The 17,179-nt window shown below is 69.0% G+C and carries 14 protein-coding genes; 8 read left to right on the forward strand and 6 right to left on the reverse strand.

Features of this window, described 5'->3' with window-relative positions; translation table 11 throughout:
- Nucleotides 1–111: 111 nt before the first annotated feature.
- Together GBZ26_RS05255 and GBZ26_RS05260 are read right to left on the reverse strand one after the other, a co-directional pair.
- A complete protein-coding gene (locus GBZ26_RS05255; RefSeq protein ID WP_014240872.1) occupies nt 112–1,404 on the reverse strand; it encodes an adenylosuccinate synthase in 1,293 nt (430 codons plus the stop codon).
- 89 nt (nt 1,405–1,493) lie between these two features.
- Nucleotides 1,494–2,657, reverse strand: coding sequence for an ATP phosphoribosyltransferase regulatory subunit (locus GBZ26_RS05260; RefSeq protein WP_174437928.1), 1,164 nt, complete (start codon nt 2,655–2,657; stop codon nt 1,494–1,496).
- A 292-nt stretch (nt 2,658–2,949) separates the two neighbouring features.
- Between GBZ26_RS05260 and GBZ26_RS05265 the strand changes: the two genes are divergently transcribed.
- Both GBZ26_RS05265 and GBZ26_RS05270 read left to right on the forward strand, forming a co-directional pair.
- Entirely contained in the window at nt 2,950–4,659 is a 1,710-nt protein-coding gene (locus tag GBZ26_RS05265; RefSeq protein ID WP_174437929.1) for a hypothetical protein, read from the forward strand.
- A gap of 112 nt (nt 4,660–4,771) precedes the next feature.
- Nucleotides 4,772–6,247: a TrkH family potassium uptake protein gene (locus GBZ26_RS05270; protein ID WP_246653628.1), complete on the forward strand. Its 1,476-nt coding sequence runs from the start codon at nt 4,772–4,774 to the stop codon at nt 6,245–6,247.
- A gap of 61 nt (nt 6,248–6,308) precedes the next feature.
- On the opposite strand, the gene GBZ26_RS05275 is transcribed toward GBZ26_RS05270, so the two are convergent.
- Nucleotides 6,309–7,469, reverse strand: coding sequence for a phosphoserine transaminase (locus tag GBZ26_RS05275; RefSeq protein ID WP_174437930.1), 1,161 nt, complete (start codon nt 7,467–7,469; stop codon nt 6,309–6,311).
- A 72-nt stretch (nt 7,470–7,541) separates the two neighbouring features.
- Nucleotides 7,542–8,678: an exo-alpha-sialidase gene (locus GBZ26_RS05280; protein ID WP_174437931.1), complete on the reverse strand. Its 1,137-nt coding sequence runs from the start codon at nt 8,676–8,678 to the stop codon at nt 7,542–7,544.
- 139 nt (nt 8,679–8,817) lie between these two features.
- Here GBZ26_RS05280 and GBZ26_RS05285 point away from each other — a divergent pair, with 139 nt between their 5' ends.
- Complete coding sequence (locus tag GBZ26_RS05285; protein WP_174437932.1) at nt 8,818–9,834, forward strand: radical SAM/SPASM domain-containing protein; 1,017 nt, start codon at nt 8,818–8,820, stop codon at nt 9,832–9,834.
- Nucleotides 9,835–9,853: 19 nt separating this feature from the next.
- Here GBZ26_RS05285 and GBZ26_RS05290 read toward each other — a convergent pair whose 3' ends face one another.
- On the reverse strand, nt 9,854–11,200 hold the full coding sequence (locus GBZ26_RS05290) for a YihY family inner membrane protein (RefSeq protein ID WP_174437933.1): 1,347 nt from the start codon (nt 11,198–11,200) through the stop codon (nt 9,854–9,856).
- 136 nt (nt 11,201–11,336) lie between these two features.
- Here GBZ26_RS05290 and fabI point away from each other — a divergent pair, with 136 nt between their 5' ends.
- The 4 genes from fabI to GBZ26_RS05310 all read left to right on the forward strand — a co-directional run bounded on the left by fabI (nt 11,337) and on the right by GBZ26_RS05310 (nt 15,270).
- Nucleotides 11,337–12,185 (forward strand): enoyl-ACP reductase FabI, encoded by an 849-nt coding sequence (gene fabI, locus GBZ26_RS05295; RefSeq protein ID WP_174437934.1) that lies wholly within the window; start codon nt 11,337–11,339, stop codon nt 12,183–12,185.
- 200 nt (nt 12,186–12,385) lie between these two features.
- Nucleotides 12,386–13,522, forward strand: a complete 1,137-nt coding sequence (locus tag GBZ26_RS05300; RefSeq protein WP_343207210.1) for a hypothetical protein — start codon at nt 12,386–12,388, stop codon at nt 13,520–13,522.
- A 96-nt stretch (nt 13,523–13,618) separates the two neighbouring features.
- Complete coding sequence (aroC, locus tag GBZ26_RS05305) at nt 13,619–14,695, forward strand: chorismate synthase (protein ID WP_174437936.1); 1,077 nt, start codon at nt 13,619–13,621, stop codon at nt 14,693–14,695.
- Nucleotides 14,696–14,700: 5 nt separating this feature from the next.
- On the forward strand, nt 14,701–15,270 hold the full coding sequence (locus GBZ26_RS05310) for an invasion associated locus B family protein (RefSeq protein ID WP_174437937.1): 570 nt from the start codon (nt 14,701–14,703) through the stop codon (nt 15,268–15,270).
- 9 nt (nt 15,271–15,279) lie between these two features.
- On the opposite strand, the gene GBZ26_RS05315 is transcribed toward GBZ26_RS05310, so the two are convergent.
- On the reverse strand, nt 15,280–16,374 hold the full coding sequence (locus GBZ26_RS05315) for a response regulator (RefSeq protein WP_174437938.1): 1,095 nt from the start codon (nt 16,372–16,374) through the stop codon (nt 15,280–15,282).
- 209 nt (nt 16,375–16,583) lie between these two features.
- Here GBZ26_RS05315 and GBZ26_RS05320 point away from each other — a divergent pair, with 209 nt between their 5' ends.
- Nucleotides 16,584–17,156, forward strand: coding sequence for a peroxidase-related enzyme (locus GBZ26_RS05320; protein WP_174437939.1), 573 nt, complete (start codon nt 16,584–16,586; stop codon nt 17,154–17,156).
- Nucleotides 17,157–17,179 lie beyond the last annotated feature (23 nt).

The raw sequence follows: 17,179 nt of genomic DNA on the forward strand, positions 1-17,179 counted from the left end.
GCGCACCCCCCCCCCCCCCCCCGCGGCGGCGGCGTGGCGCCCCCCCACCCCCGCGGCGGGGGGGGGGGGGGGGGGGGGGCGGGCCCGCCCGACGCGACCACCCCACAATCCTCAATCCTGGAACGGGTCGTTCATCAGGATGGTGTCGTCGCGCTCCGGGCTGGTGGACAGCAGGGCCACCGGGGCCTGGATCAGCTCCTCCACATGGCGGACGTACTTCACCGCCTGGGCCGGCAGCTCCGCCCAGGAGCGGGCGCCCTGGGTGCTGTCCTTCCAGCCCTCGAAGGTCTCGTAGATCGGCTCGACGCGGGCCTGGGCGCCGGCGTTGGCCGGGAAGTAATCCAGCTCCTGCCCGTCCAGGCGGTAGCCGACGCAGACCTTGATCTCGTCGAAGCCGTCCAGCACGTCCAGCTTGGTCATGGCGATGCCGTCGATGCCGCCGGTCTTCACCGCCTGGCGGACCATCACGGCGTCGAACCAGCCGCAGCGGCGCTTGCGCCCGGTGACCACGCCGAACTCCTTGCCGCGCTGGCCGATCAACTCGCCGACGTCGTCGAACAGCTCCGTCGGGAACGGGCCGGAGCCGACGCGGGTGGTGTACGCCTTGCAGATGCCCAGCACATAGCCGACGGCGCGCGGGCCCATGCCGCTGCCGGCGGCGGCGTTTCCGGCCACCGTGTTGGAGGAGGTGACGTACGGATAGGTGCCGTGGTCGATGTCGAGCATCTGACCCTGCGCGCCTTCGAACAGGATGCGCTTGCCGGCGCGGCGCAGCTCGTCCAGCGTCTTCCAGACGACCGAGGCGTAGGGCAGGACCTGCGGGGTGATCTCGCGCAGCGGGTCCAGGATGTCGGCCGGGGTCATCTCCGGCGCGCCCAGGCCGCGGAGCAGCAGGTTGTGGTGGGCCAGCAGGGCGTCCACCTTCTCCTTCAGCACCGCCTCGTCGCCGAGGTCGCACAGGCGGATGGCCCGGCGGGCCACCTTGTCCTCATAGGCCGGACCGATGCCGCGGCCGGTCGTGCCGATCTTGCCGGCGCCGCGGGCCTCCTCGCGCGCCTTGTCGAGCGCGCTGTGGACCGGAAGGATCAGCGGAACGTTCTCGGCGACCTGGAGCGTGGCGGGGGACACGTCCACGCCCTGGCTCTTGATCGCCGTCACTTCGCGGATGAAGGCCCAGGGGTCGAAGACGACGCCGTTGCCGATGATCGACAGCTTGTTGGAGCGAACCACGCCCGAGGGCAGCAGGCTCAGCTTGTACGTCACGCCGTTGATCACCAGCGTGTGGCCGGCGTTGTGACCGCCCTGGAAGCGCACCACCACGTCGGCCCGGCTGGACAGCCAGTCGACGATCTTGCCCTTGCCCTCGTCGCCCCACTGGGCGCCGACCACCGCCACGTTGGCCATGTGTGTCTCCGCAAAAAAAGAAGGCAGAAAGAAAACGTTGCCCATGCAAAGGCGCCCCCGCGGCGCGGGGGACGCCCCATCGTGAAGTCTCAGGTCAGCGGCGTGACCGTGCCGCCGTCCAGACGGTGACCGCAGTCCAGCCGCCGGGCCTCCGCCGCCACGTCCGCCACGGGGGCCAGCCCCGCCACGGTGACCCAACCCTCGGCGCGCAGCTTGCCCGCCGCGGCCCAGGAGGTGCCATGCGGCACATAAACGCGCTTGGCCGGCTCCGGCGCCGGAACGGCGCGCAGGAGCGTGTCCATGTAGAGGGTGAAGCCGGTCCCCGGCTCGCCCTCCTCCTCCACGCCCGGACGCACCCCGGCGCGGTAGCGGCCCCCCGCCCCCAGCTCGCCGCGCACGTCGCGCGCGAACAGGGTGAAGCTGAGGCCGGTCTGGTATTCGAAGCCGCGGTGCTCCACCAGATCGACGGTGATCGTCAGATCGGGGCGCGCGGCGCGCAGCAGACGCAGGGCGTCGGTCAAGCGGCGCCGGTCCTTTTCCGCCGTTTCCGGCAGCGGCAGCGCCGACAGCACCTCCATGGCGCGCTCCGCCGGGCCGGAGGCCGCCATCAGCGTTTGCAGCAGAGAGGCCGCCGGACCGCCGACCGCGCTCACCGCCGCGGCGTCCTTCTTGTCCAGCGCCTCGCGCAGGCGGGCCGTTTCCTCCTCGCCGAGACCCAGGCCGCGGCAGACCCGCGCCACCATGGTCGGCACGCAGAGGTCCACCGACAGGTGCCGCACCCCCACCCCTTCCAGGGCGTGGGCGGCGAGCAGGATCACCTCGGCGTCCGCCTCGGCCTCCAGCGGGCCGATCAGCTCGACGCCGACCTGGGTGATCTGCCGCTCCGGACGGAGCTGCGAGCCCTTCACGCGCAGCACCGGCCCGGCGTAGCACAGCCGCACCGGGCGGGCGCCGTTCTTCAGGCGGGTGGTGGCGATGCGCACGATCTGCGGGGTGATGTCCGCGCGCACGGCCATCATGCGCTGCGACAGCGGGTCCATCAGCCGGAAGGTCTGCTTCGCCATGGCGGCGCCGGAGCCGGACAGCAGATTGTCCTCGAACTCGACGAGCGGCGGTTCGACGCGCTCATAGCCGTGGGCGGTGAAGTCCGCCAGCAGGCGCGCCACCGCCGCCGCTTCGTGCGCCGCTTCGGGCGGCAGCACGTCGTGCAGGCCGGCGGGCAACAGGGCGGAGCTCAGGGAATCAGCGGGCATGGCCTGCGTCGTCTCGTCGAATGGGTGGCAAACCGTCGGCATGGCGAGAGCCCGCACGTCCGGTGGGCATGCGGTGCTCGGGCATACGGAGCGGGTCAATACCCCACCCCCCTTCCTCATGCAAACGGAAAAGCCCCGCGGCCCATGCCCGTCTCCCCTGCGCCGACCACAGGCACCCGTCCGGAAGGGCATGAAACTCGGATGCATTCCAATCGAATCTCTGTTGAGTTTGATGCGAATTCTCCGGCATCCTGTGTACGAACCGTGCCAGCAGCAGCGGGGCAATGGCGCCATGGCACGCCCGTCCGCCAGCTACGAAGTGCAGATCTACAAGCAGGACCATTGGGTCCTCGAAGGCCGCTTCGACACCGAGGCGGAGGCGCTGGTCTTCGGCCGCAAGGCGCTGTCCGGCGGCAAGGTCGAGGGCATGCGGGTGGTGCGCGACTGGCGGCGCCCGGACGGTCGTCATGTCGAAACGGAAGTCCATGTGGAGTTCCGCCAAGTCTCCCGCACGGTGGCCGCCTCCCCCATCGACGAGGCGCCGGCGCTCTGCCTCACGCTTGACCACTGCTACGGCGTGCAGAGCCGCATGGCGATGAACCGCGTGCTGCGCACTTACGTGGAGCGGGCGGTGGTCACCCCGACCGAGGTGCTGCACAACCACGCGGAGCTGGCGCGGCTTCTCAACACCGACAACCTCGTGCCCACCGCGGTCGGGCGGGTTGCCGCACTCCAGGCGGAGAAAGCCGGGACGGACGGGCGCGGGCGGCGCGACGCGCTGAACCTGCTGATGCACGAACTGACCGACCGGGCGCGCGTCGCCGCCACGCGCAAGGACCTCCCGGCCATCGCCGCCACCGGTTTCCGCCCCATGTTCGACCGGCTGGATTCGAGCCTGCCGGCGGAGGAGCGCGACTTCCTCGCCCGCGTCGTCCTGTCACGCGAGCTGGTGCAAATGCGCAACTGGCTGGCCAAGCTGGATTTCCTGGGGGAGCTGGCGCGGGAGGACGGAGCCACGGCCGACCGCCCGCTGGGGCTGCTCGACGGCGTGATCGCCGACGTCCTGGGCGCCCCCTCCGTCGCGCAGGAGCTTCTGGGCGTCCAGGGCAGCCTGGCGGAGGCGCTGTGCAACCTGATCGACCTGTCGCGGGGCCGCCTGTCCCCGGCCAAGCGGGCGGAGGGCGACCGCGCCGTCCAGTTGAACGAGCTTCTGGCCTTCCACGACCTGGACCAGACGCGGCTGGTCATCCTGGACCTGGTGCGCCGGCAACTGAAGGGCACACAGCCGCTCCACCGCTCCGACCCGTCGCTGGAAATGGACGCTTTCCAGGAGATTCTGAAGCGCACGCTCGGCCCCGACGGGCCGGCCGGCGGTGGCCCGATGGCCGAGGCGCTGGTCCTGCGCTACCTGCGCTTCCTGGAGGGCGGCGGGGCGCCGGGCCGCAAGCAGGCCATCTCGGAGGTGGCCGGCCGCATTCCCGACGCGCGGGACCGGGTGCGCTTCCTGCTCGCGCTGGCCGACTCCGACCTCGGCCACGCGCACGCCGGGGACATCGCCCGGCTGCTGCACGCGCTGACCGGCAACCCGGCGGGCTACGGCCGCTTCATCCACCCCCGCCTGCCGCCGCGCGACAATCTGGAAGCGCTGACCCTGCTCTACTGCCAGGCCGCCGACTCGGCTCTGCCGGAGGAGGCACGGACCCGCCTGACCGCCGACCTCGACGCGCTTCTGGTGGCTTACATCACCGAGGACCGGGTGGTCGAGCGGCTGGACGACCCCGGCGATCCGCTGCGGCTGCGCGCGAACCGTCTGCTTCAGGTTTGCGCGCCGGGCATCCTGCGCAGCCGGCGGGCGCTGGAGATGGTCCGGCGCCGCGTGGTCGAGCATCTCCGCCAGCCGCAGTTCGACCGGAAATACGTGGAGGATCTGCCCGACGCGGCACAGCAGCAGCGCGCCCTGCGGGAGTTCCACCGCATGTTGGGAGAGGCCGGTTTCGTGTGAACAGCCGCTCGGAAGCGGATGGACAGCACCCGCCCCTTTGGATAATCAGCGCATCACATCGGGACAAGACGGGGCGCCGCCATCGGCCTCCGCGGCGACGAAGGGCAAAGCCTTGGGCAATGGCGTCGGCAATGGAATCGCGCTGGGACCGGTCTTCCACATCATCGGCATCCTTCTGACCATCCTGGGGCTGGGCATGCTGGTGCCGGCCTTGGCCGACGCCGCCGTCGGCAACAGCGACTGGACGGCCTTCGTCGGCTCCAGCGCGGCGACGCTGGCGGTCAGCGGCGGCATGGTCCTGGCGACGTCGAGCAAGGAGCACGCGCGCTTCACCGTGAAGCAGCACTTCCTGCTGACGACGCTGTCCTGGTGCGTCCTGGCGGCCTTCGGCGCCCTGCCCTTCATGATCTCCGCCGCCCGCCTGTCCTTCACCGACGCCTATTACGAGGCGATGTCGGGCCTCTCCACCACCGGGGGCACGGTGATCGTCGGGCTGGACAACGCCCCGCCGGGGGTCCTGCTGTGGCGGTCGCTGCTCAACTGGTTCGGCGGGGTCGGCATCATCGTCATGGCGATCGCGGTGCTGCCCATCCTGCGGGTCGGCGGCATGCAGCTGTTCCGCACCGAATCCTCCGACAAGGGCGACAAACCCTTCGCCACGGTGCAGGACACCGCCGGCGCCATCGCCATGACCTATCTGGCGCTGACCATCCTGTCGGCGGTGGCCTACCATCTGGCCGGCATGACGTGGTTCGACGCGATCAACCACGCCATGGCCTCCATCGCCACCGGCGGCTTCTCGACCAAGGACGCCTCGCTCGGCTGGTTCGACTCCCACGCGGTGCTGTGGGTGGCGACCTTTTCGATGATCGCCGGTGCCTTGCCGCTGACCTGGTACATCCGCCTGCTGCGCGGCCAGTGCAAAGCACCGGTCTTCGGCGACAGCCAGGTGAACGCGCTGCTGGCGATCCTGCTGGCGGCCGGCGCCGCCATGACCCTGTGGGCCTTCGCCGTGGTCGGCCTGCCCTTCCGGGACGCGCTCAGCCATTCGGCGGTGAACGTCACCTCGATCATCACCGGGACGGGCTTCGTCTCCACCGACTATTCGACCTGGGGCAGCTTCGCCGTCGTCGCCTTCTTCTTCTTTTACTTCATCGGCGGCTGCACCGGATCGACGGCCGGGTCGATCAAGATCTTCCGCTGGCAGATGCTGGCCCTGTCGATGCTGAACCAGATGCAGCGGATGCTGAAGCCGAACCGCGTGCTGGTCCCGCTCTACCAGGGCAAGGTGCTGGACGAGGATGTGGTCGGCTCGGTCATCAACCTCGCCTTCGCCTTCATGGCGGCCTTCGGCATCCTGTCGCTCCTGGTCGCCGCGATGGGCGTGGACTATCTGAGCGCGGCCAGCGCCGTCGCCTCGGCACTTGCCAACGCCGGACCGGGGCTGGGGCCGGTGGTCGGCCCGTCGGGCACCATGGCCCCCCTGCCCGACGCCGCGAAATGGGCGCTGAGCTTCGCCATGCTGCTGGGCCGGCTGGAGGTCTTCACGGTGCTGGTGCTGATCCTGCCGAGCTTCTGGCGGGATTGAGCGGGCAACGAAAAAGGCCGCGCCGGAGTGGCGCGGCCTTCCTTTTGCGGCTCTGTATGAATCAGCGCCCGAAGGTCTCCGCCTTGACCGTGGCGAAGGCCCAGTCGAGCCAGGGCAGGACCGCCTCCATATCCTCGTTCTCCACCGTGGCGCCGCCCCACAGGCGCAGGCCCGGAGGGGCGTCGCGGTAGGAGCCGGCGTCGAAGGCGGCCTCCTCCTTCTCCAGAAGCGCGGCGAGCTTCTTGGCAAAGTCGGCCTGGGCCTCCGGCGTCAGCGCGGTCACCTCGGCGTCGGTGAAGCGCAGGCAGATCGAGGTGCAGGAGCGCGTCGCCGGATCGTCCCCCAGGAAGCCGGCCCAGGTCGAGGCCGCCACCCACTCCGAAACGATGCGCAGGTTCTGCTCCGACCGGCGGATGAGCTGGGTCAGGCCGCCGACCGACAGCGACCAGCGCAGCCCGTCGATGGCGTCCTCCACGCAGAGCATGGACGGCGTGTTGATGGTGTCGCCGACGAAGATGCCCTCGATCAGCTTCCCGCCACTGGTCAGGCGGAAAATCTTCGGCAGCGGACGGTCGGGCTGGAAGCTCTCCAGACGCGCCACGGCGCGCGGGCTGAGCACCAGCATGCCGTGCGCGGCCTCGCCGCCCAGCACCTTCTGCCAGGACCAGGTGGCGACGTCGATCTTGCTCCAGGGAATGTCCATGGCGAAGGCGGCGGAGGTCGCGTCGCAGATCGACAGGCCCTCGCGGTCCGCCGGAATCCAGTCGCCGTCCGGCACCCGCACGCCCGACGTCGTGCCGTTCCAGGTGAACACCACGTCGCGGCTGAAATCGGCCTGCGACAGGTCCGGCAACGCGCCGTAGGGGGCCTGGATGGTCCGCACGTCGGACAGGCGGAGCTGCTTGGTGACGTCGGTCACCCACTCCTTGCCGAAGCTCTCCCAGGCCATCATGTCGACGCCGCGCTCACCCAGCAGGTTCCACAGCGCCATCTCCACCGCTCCGGTGTCGGAGGCCGGGACGATGCCGATGCGGTAGTCGCCGGGGATCGCCAGGACGGCGCGGGTGAGGTCGATGACCTCCTTCAGCTTCGCCTTCCCCGGCTTCGAACGGTGGGAGCGGCCGAGCAGCGCGCCGTCCAGGGCGTCCAGCGACCAGCCGGGCCGCTTGGCGCAGGGGCCGGAGGAAAACAGCGGGTTTGACGGCCGGCGGGCGGGCTTCATGGACACTCTACTCCCGGAACATGGGATTGCGGTATGGCCGGGGACGATAGGAGGTGCGCGGAGGCCCGTCAATCAGCCGCTCACGCGCAGCAGCGTCGCCTGGATGTGCCTGATGCCCGTCGCGTCGCAGATGTAGTAGCAGACCGCCACCCGCCCGTCCGCCAGCACGGTCGCCCAGGGATAGCCGACGTCCGGCGACGGGGCGTCGTCGCGGATCACAATCTCCGGCGCGCTTTCCAGAGTCTCCCGCCGGCTGTCCCAGAGGCGGGCGCGCACGCCGTAGGGCTGGTGGCGGTGGCCGTAGACGACGAGCAGCCGCCCGTCCGGCAGCGGACAGGCGTCGTAGGGATGCCCGACGACGGCGTTCTCGATCCAGGGCGCCCAGCTTTCCCCCAGATCGTGGGAGACGGAGGTGGCGAGGCGGTCGCCCAGCCCGGTGGTGCGGTGGAAGGCGACCAACTGCCCGTCCGCGGTCAGGTGCAGCGCGGTCTCGCAGAAGCCGGCCCGCCCAGCCGGATCGCGCGCGATGGTGCTGCGCAAAGCCCAGCTTTCCCCGCGGTCGCGCGAGGCGAACAGGTAGCTGGTGTAGGGGCCGCCGGTGTAGGTCGCCATCAGCAGCGTGCCGTCCGGCGCCTCCACCGCCCGCCCGCGCACCGCGCCGCCGAGCATCGGGCGCTGGCCGGGCAGGATCGGTCCCTGGTCCGGCAGTTCCGGCAGGTAGCGGTGGTCCGACCAGCGCCGCCCGCCGTCGTCGCTGACCCGGGTGCTGCCGCCCCAGAACAGGAAGAAGGTGCCCGACGTTTCGGCGTTGCCCAGCAGGTGGACGCCCTTCTCGCGCAGCCGCAGGCCATGGCGCGCCGACATCGGGTACCAGCCGAAGCTGCCCAGGACGATCCGCCCCGAGCGCAGGACCAGCAGGCTGGGGTCCTGGTCGCCGGCCTCCGGGTCGGTGGGCAGCGGCTGCGGCGGGCCGTCCGGCTCGAAATCCGGAGTGAAGCGCTGGATCACGAGGTGGGAGCGCGAGTCCACATGGTCGACGCTGGTGAAGTCACTGCCGCCCTCGGCCGGCTCCCCGTGCAGCCAGCGATGATCGCGGGCGCGCCGGAAGGCCACCAGCACATGGCCGTCGGCCAGCGTCGCCGCGGACGGGAAGGACGCGTAGAAGCGCCGGTCGCTGTAGACGACGCGATGGGAAAGACTGTCGAGCATGCCCCTGAAACCTGCCTTGACCCCGCCCCGCCTGGGGGCATCCCGCCAATGTCCGGTTGCCGGAATGAAGGATTCCTTTACGGTGCGCATGATCTCTTGCTAGTCACACCCTCTTCCGCAGCCCCGCCCGGCGAAGGTCATGACCGAAGTGAGCACCGAAGCGGCCGCACCCGCGAACATTCCCTACGGCCGCCACCGCGACCGCAACGACTTGTCGCAGGTGCTGCCGCTGACCACGCCCTTCTCGCTGCTGATCGATCCGTCGAACGGCTGCAACTTCCGCTGCGTCTTCTGCGCCACCGGCAATCCGGAGCTGCTGAAGGAGGTCGGCCGCCCGCGCGGCGCCATGAAGTTCGACCTGTTCCGCAAGATCGCCGACGACATCGCCGAATTCGACGCGCCGATCAAATCCGTCCACCTCTACAAGGACGGCGAGCCGCTGGTGAACACGCGGATCGAACACATGGTCCATCTTTTGAAATCGCGCGGCCTCGCCCGACATGTCGAGATGACCAGCAACGGCTCCCTGCTGACGCCGGAGCGGGCGGACGCCCTGCTGGCCGCCGGGCTGGACGCCATGCGCGTCTCCGTCTACGGGGCCAGCGACGCCATGTACAAGCGCGTCACCCGGCGCTTCGACCGCTTCCAGACCGTCGTGGACAATGTGGCCCACCTTTACCGCCGCAAGACCGAGCTGGGCCGCGATTTCCATCTCCACTGCAAGATCATCAACGTGGAGCTGACGGAGGAGGAGCGGCAGAGCTTCATCGACACCTTCACGCCGATCGCCGACAGCCTGTTCGTCCATCCCCTGCATGGCGAGGCGCTGGCCGAGGAGAGCGCCTTCGCCGCCGCCCCGGACACCGCCCGCAAGGTCTGTTCCGAGCCCTTCCTGAAGCTGGCCATCAACTTCAACGGTGAGGTCTCGGTCTGCTGCGCCGACTGGCGCATGGGGACCATCGTCGGCAACGTCGCCGAGGAGTCGCTGCGCGACATCTGGAACGGCGAGCGGCTGCGCGACTTCCGCCTGAAGCATCTGGAGGGCCGGCGCGACGAGATCGAGGCCTGTCGCGGCTGCTCCTACGTCCAGACCCTGCCCGCCGACAACAACCTGGACAGCTTCGCCGCGGACCTCATCGCCAAATACCAAGCTTGATCGTCCGCGAGGCCCGCATTCAGGGCCAGCGCTTCGCCCTCAGCGGCACGGCACCGGACCCCTCCCCCACCACCGGTCCGGAATCCTGCGGGTTCGGTTCCCGGGTCTCCGTTTCGAGCGCTCCCGTCTCCAGGGGCCGGTCGGACAGCAGATCCTTGATCGGCACGCCGAGCATATCCTCCTGGTTCCGCTCCGCCTGCTCCAGCAGATGGGCCGTGCGGTCCTGCCAGGGCAGTTCCAGCCCGCCCAGCCCGCGGACGGAGCCGCGCAGGCCGATGCCCAGCGCCTTCATCAGATCGTAGAGCGTGGCCTCGCTGAGGTCGCGGGTGACGACCCAGGCGTTGTGCGTGGTGTGGGCCACCCAATGGGCGTCGCGAAGCTGCTCCAGGATGCCGTCGATCAGCACCGTGCCGACCGGCACGCGCCCGACCAGTGTCCGCCGCCGCAGGCCGACGCCGAGCCGCGTGCCCTCAAGAAGCTCGTGCAGGACGGCCAGCGCCAGCCCCAGCCGCTGCGCGGGCAGCAGCCCTTCCGGCCCGCCGCGGGTGATCTTGCCGGCCCGCCATTCGGGCAGCGAGGCGGTGATGACCGCGCCGAACAGCACCGTCGACCAGGCGATGTAGAGCCAGAACAGGAAGATCGGCACGGTCGCCAACGCGCCGTAGATGGTCTGGTAGGCCGGAAACTCCTTCATGTACATGGCGAAGCCAGCCTTGGACGTCTCCAGCAGCAGCGAGGCGACCGCCCCGCCGCAGGCGGCGTCCATCCAACCCACGTCCCGGTTGGGGATGATGACGTAGAGCAGCGTGCAGCCGACCAGCTGCAGCATGAAGGGCAGGATCGCCCCGATCCCCACCAGCGGGTCGGCGAAGCCCTCCAGATGGGCGAACTGGAGCACCGCCCACAGCGTGCTGGACAGCGACAGGCTGGCGCCGGCGAACAGCGGGCTCAGCGACACCACCGCCCAGAAGGACAGGATGCGGGTGACGTAGGAGCGCGGCTCTCGCACCCGCCAGACGGTGGCGAAGGACCCTTCGATGGTCCAGATCAGCAGAACGGCGGACATCGCCAGCCCGATGATGCCGAACACCGGCATCTGCCCGGCGTTGGCCATGAAGGCCGCCAAGTACTGGAGAATGGCGTCGCTGTTCTCCGGCACGAGATTCTTGAACAGCAGAGTCTGGATGCGCGATTGCAGCGCGTTGAAGGCGGGAAAGGCGGAAAAGATCGCGAAGCCGATGGTCATCAGCGGCACCAGCGCCAGCAGCGAGGTGTAGGTCAGCGAGGCCGCGGTCTGGAAGCAGTTGTCGTTGTAGAAGCGCATGGAGGAATAGGCGATGAAGCCGCCGATTTCCCGAACGCGCACAAAGGGGTTCCAGCCCCCTTTCGACGTGCCTTCGGTTTCAGCCACAGGATGCCTCCCGCCTTGGTTTGACCGGGCCGGCCTTTCGTGTAGGATGCGGCCCACTTTTCAAAGCATACTCTGGATGCACGAGGTACGGATGTCCAACCCGAAGCCGCTCATGGACGGCAAGCGCGGCCTGATCATGGGCGTGGCGAACGATCGGTCGATCGCCTGGGGAATTGCCTCCACGCTGGCGCAGCACGGCGCCGAGCTGGCCTTCACCTATCAGGGTGACGCGCTGCTGAAGCGTGTGAAGCCGCTGGCCGAGCAGGTCAAGGCCCCGCTGCTGCTGCCCTGCGACGTCACCGACGAGGCCAGCGTCGACGCGACCTTCGCCGCCATCGAGAAGGAATGGGGCAAGCTGGACTTCCTGGTTCATGCGATCGCTTTTTCCGACAAGAACGAGCTGGACGGCCTCTATCTCGACACGACGCGGGCCAACTTCCTGCGCACGATGGACATCTCCTGCTATTCCTTCACCGCGGTGGCGCAGCGCGCCGTTCCGCTGATGAAGGAGGGCGGCAGCCTGCTCACCCTCTCCTACTACGGCGCCGAGCGCGTGATGCCCCATTACAATGTGATGGGCGTCGCCAAGGCCGCGCTGGAGGCGAGCGTGCGTTACCTCGCCGTCGATTTGGGCGGTCGGGACATCCGCGTCAATGCCATCTCCGCCGGTCCGATCAAGACGCTGGCCGCCAGCGGCATCGGCGATTTCCGCTACATCCTGAAGTGGAACGAGCTGAACGCCCCGCTGAAGCGCAACGTCACCATCGGTGAGGTCGGCGGCGCCGGCCTGTTCCTGCTGAGCGACCTCGGCACCGGCGTGACCGGCGAGGTGATGCACGTCGACTCCGGCTACCACACCGTCGGCATGGTCGCGGTGGACGCGGCGGCCGAGGTGTCGCAGCTCCTGGGGTCGCTGGGCGGCGCGGGCAAGCCCGCCTGATTCCAAAGCGTCGGGCAACGGCGGGCGCGTCCGGTTCGTTCCGGAACGCCCGCCGGAAACGTCCTTACCCAGTTTGAGGTATTTTTTACCGATCGTCGTATTACATACTTTTGCGCACCGCAGCAGACCGCTATTCTTCACGCTTACGGAAGGTTGCGGAAGGCGACGGTCGGATGCGTGCACGGCGTCAATCGGATTCGGTGTCCCCGATTCTGGAGCAAATTCTCTACGGCGGCTCCAGCGTCTCGATGAATTTGATCACCATCACCCGTGACATCCCCGAAGAGAGCCGCCTGTTCCGCGCCCGGGGACTGAACAAGGCCATCCTGTTCAAATACCCGAACTTCGACGAAGACGCCGACGACTACGCCAACCCCATCGCCGACGAGGATGAGGACGGCGACGCCGCATCGCGGCCGGTCGAGACCGGCATCTACATTCCGCACAGCGTCGAACACACCGAAGCGGGCGGCCTCGCCATCTATCTGCGCGCCCGCAACAGCAACCTCCTGCTGGCCGAACAGTTCGGCATCGGCGAGGCCAACAGCGAGGCCGCGGCCGCGGACCTGCGCACCCTCACCCTGATCGACAGCGTGCCATCGCTGGACTCCTTCCTGCTGAAGGCCTGTTTCGAAGGCGAAAAGGTCCCGGTGGACAAGCGTCACTGGGCGATCAGCGACGCCGAGGACCAGCAGCTCCGCCGCCTGATCCGGGCGCGCATCGAACCCATCGTGCGCAAGGCCATCGACGGCGGCGGCAACGGCACCCAGAGCATCGAGCGCTTCCTGGAAGCGATCTGGAATCCCGAGCTTGAGGAAGCCGGCCTGTTCGTCTCGGCCTTCGGCATCGACCGCAGCGAGGCCGACCAGATCTTCAGCGCCTGGAAGGGCACGACCTTCTACGAGTACCAACTCCGCCGCATCGCGCCGCGGGCGCGGATCATCCTGAACTGGCTGAAGTCGCGGGAATGCATCCCGGTCGATATCCGCATGCACAAGCCCTATGAAACCCAGCTTCTGATGCACATCGAAAAGGTGGGCAAGCTGCTGGAAACCACGCTGCTCGACATCCGGCAAATCCTCGCCGACTACGAGGCGAGCTTCTCCGCCTTCATGGCCGGCCAGCCGGAACCCTTCCGCGACTATCTGCGCAAGATCCGCTCCCATTACTGGCTTCTCGGCTACTGCGTCTCCGCCTTGACCAGCGTGTCCCACCTGGACGCCCGCTGCATGAAGAACAACCCGCAGCGCAAGCTCTACTTCGAAGCCACGCACAAGCTGCTGCGCCAGTTCGAGGTCGCGCTCGACCGCCGGCGTGAACAGAAGGGAGCGTTCTAAGCCCCCTCGCGCTTGACGCGCCGGCCGAAACGCCGCAAGAAACGCGCTCGACCGCAGAACTTGCGGTAACATCGTGTCGCATCGGGAGTCCTCGCCATGGCCGGCAACAGCTTCGGAACGCTTTTCCGTTTCACCACCTGGGGCGAGAGCCATGGGCCGGCGATCGGCGTGGTGGTGGACGGCTGCCCGTCGCTGCTCTCCCTGACCGAGGCGGACATCCAGCCCTGGCTCGACAAGCGCCGCCCCGGCCAGTCGCGCTACACCACCCAGCGCCAGGAGCCGGATCAGGTCAAGATTTTGTCGGGCGTGTTCGAAGGGCAGACCACCGGCACGCCGGTCTCGCTGATGATCGAGAACACCGACCAGCGCTCCAAGGACTACAGCGAGATCGCCAGCAAGTTCCGGCCCGGCCACGCCGACTACACCTACTGGAAGAAATACGGCATCCGCGATTACCGCGGCGGCGGGCGCTCCTCGGCGCGCGAGACGGCCTGCCGCGTGGCGGCGGGTGCGGTGGCCCGCAAGGTGCTGGGCGACGGCGTGACCGTGCGCGGCGCGCTGGTGCAGATCGGCCCGCACAAGGTGGACCGCAGCCGCTGGGATTGGGCGGAGGTGGACAACAACCCCTTCTTCTGCCCCGATCCGCAGGCCGCCGCCGAATGGGCCGACTATCTGGACGGCATCCGCAAGAGCGGCTCGTCGATCGGCGCGGTGGTGGAGGTCGTGGCCTCCGGCCTGCCCGCCGGGCTCGGCGACCCGCTCTACGACAAGCTGGACGGCGATCTTGCCCGCGCCATGATGACCATCAACGCCGTCAAGGGCGTGGAGATCGGCAACGGCTTCGAGGCCGCCACCCTGACCGGCGAGCAGAACGCCGACGAGATGCGCGCCGGCCCCGACGGCGAGCCGGAGTTCCGGTCCAACCTCGCCGGGGGCATCCTCGGCGGCATCTCCACCGGGCAGGACGTCGTGGTGCGCTTCGCGGTGAAGCCGACGAGTTCCATCCTCACCCCGCGCCAGACGGTCGATCTGCAGGGCAAGGACACCGACATCCTGACCAAGGGCCGCCACGACCCCTGCGTCGGCATCCGCGCCGTCCCGGTCGGCGAGGCGATGATGGCCTGCGTTCTGGCCGACCATCTGCTGCGCCACCGCGCCTACGCGCGGGGCTGAGCCCGATGCGGGGACGCATCGCGGCGGCATGGCGTGGCGGCGTGATGGCGGGCTTTCTGCTGGTCGCCGCCCTTCCCGCCGCCGCCCAGACCCAATCCCAGCCTCCGGCCTATCGGGAGCATTCGGAGACCTTCAAGGACTGGCGCCTCTACTGCCAGGTCTGGAGCGAGCCGCGCCGCGTCGAATGCGAACTGCTCTCACGCCCCGGCAGCGACCGGCGGTCGCGCCTCGTCTGGCTGCGCTCCAGTGAGCGCTGGCTGGAGGGGCTGCGCTTCCGGCTGGACGAGCAGACGATGGACCTGTCGAAGATCGTCCGCGTTTGGGTGGACCGGGCGCTGTTCCGTCCCGAATACCCCTGCGAACACTTCGAATGGGAGACCAACACCTGCGCGGTGAGCGCCCCGGACACCAACGCCAAGCTGGTCGAGCGGCTGACTCCCGGCAAGGAAGTCTCCGCCGTCGGCTCCGCCCCGGGCGGCGGCAAGGCGGAGGTGCGCTTCTCCCTGACCGGCTTCAAGCCGGCGCTGGAGCGCATGGAGGAGATCCGCCGCGAGGCGGGAATCCGCTGGAAATAGTGGCGGCGCTCAGGCCGGGTCGCCCTCGCCGTCCGCCTTGGCGTATTTCCTCTTGGCAAGGTCCAGCGAGGCCAGAAGCTGCTGGCCGGTCGCCCCGCCGTCTCCGCTGATCCGCCCGGCCATCACCGCCTTGATGGCGTCGACATGGGCCTTCAGCAGCAGGCGCTCGTTGCCCGTGACGGTGGGAAAGCCGCCCTGCGTCGCCTCGTAGAGCGACTTGGCGATGCGGGTGATCAGCGGATAGCCGAAGATTCCGCCCTGCCCGCGCATCTCGTGGGCGGAGCGGTTGATCTGCGCCATCAGCGCCGGAACCGCGGCGGCCTCCGCGCCCAGCCGCTCGACGCGGCGAGCCAGCTCGTCCACCTCCCCGGCAATCCAGGTGGCGTAATCGCCGGAGCGGTTCTGGATCTCCGCCTCCGCCGCCGCCAGAACCTCGTCGGGCAGCGTCGGGACGGGGTCCTTCGGCGCGATGCCCATCTTGGCGCCCAGCCGGTTGGGCAGGTCGAAATGGACGACCGGAAAGCGGTCGATGCCGGCCGCCTTGGACGCGCTGTGCACCACCAGGATTTCCCCGGGGCCGGTCATCCGGCAATCCATCGCCACCGGCCGCTGCGTCCGCCGCCGGTCCGGCCCGAAATAGCCCTTGGCGAGCACGAAGCGCCGCGGCCGGGCGATGGCGGCCAGCAGGCGGCTGGCGATGGTCGCCGCGGAAAAGGGCTTGGCGATGAAGTCGGTGGCGCCCAGGTCGCGCGCCTGCTCGACATAATGGCGGTCGGCGGCGCCGGACAGCATCAGCACGGGCAGGAAACGGTCCGGCGACTTCGGGCTGCAGCGCAGCCAGCGCAGCAGCATCAGCCCGTCCACCTCCGGCATCACCAGGTCGGTGATGATCATGTCCACCGGCGCCGTGCCGGGCGGCAGGGCGGCCCGCCGCTCCTCCAGGAAGCGGATGGCTTCCGCCCCACCCGGCTCGGCATGGACCGCGCCGACCCCGATGGTGCGCAGGGTCGTTGTCAGCACGTTGCGGATGAAGGCGCTGTCCTCAACCACCAGAACCGAGAGGAGGCCGAGCTTGGGCGCGCCTTTGCCACCCGGATCCTTCATCGGTCGAACCACTGCGTTGCGGCGGAGCGCAGTCTTCGCACGGATGGCGACGGCTTGGCGAGAGACAACGTACGAAAAGCAGGGTTGCAACCCATAGTGAATGGGCCTGACCGGAGGTGGGGCTTTGCGAAGCGCCGCCGCCCGGCTACCCTGTCGGCCAAAACAGCATCGACCGCAACGACGCCAACACACCGGAGGAGACCACCGCGATGCCGCAGCCCGATCACGTCATGGCCCTGCCCGTTCCCGAGACGCCCGACCTCGACCCGGACATGGCCGCGCTCTTCGCCAAGTGCGAGGAGAAGCTGGGCTTCGTCCCCAACGTGCTGCGCGCCTACAGCCTGCGCCCGAAGAAGCTGCGCACCTTTGCCCAGCTCTACAACGAGCTGATGGTCGGCGAGAGCGGCCTGTCCAAGCTGGAGCGCGAGATGATCGCCGTGGTCGTGTCCTCGGCCAACCATTGCTACTACTGCCTGGTCGCCCATGGGCAGGCGGTGCGCAGGCTGTCCGGCGATCCGGAACTGGGCGAGATGCTCGCCTTCAACTACCGCGCCGCCAAGCTGGAGCCGCGCCAGCGCGCCATGCTCGACTTCGCGTGGAAGTTGACCAAGGAGCCCTGGACCATGGGCGAGCCGGACCGGCAGGCGCTGCGCGACGCCGGCTTCGGCGAGGAGGACATCTTCGACATCGCCGACACCGCCGGCTTCTACAACATGTCGAACCGCGTCGCCTCTGCGGTGGACATGCTGCCGAACCGCGATTACCACAAGCAGGACCGCTGACGCCGCGCAACCACCGGAGCCGC

The sequence above is a fragment of the Azospirillum formosense genome (assembly GCF_013340925.1).
In the GTDB taxonomy this organism is placed as follows: Bacteria; Pseudomonadota; Alphaproteobacteria; order Azospirillales; family Azospirillaceae; genus Azospirillum; species Azospirillum formosense.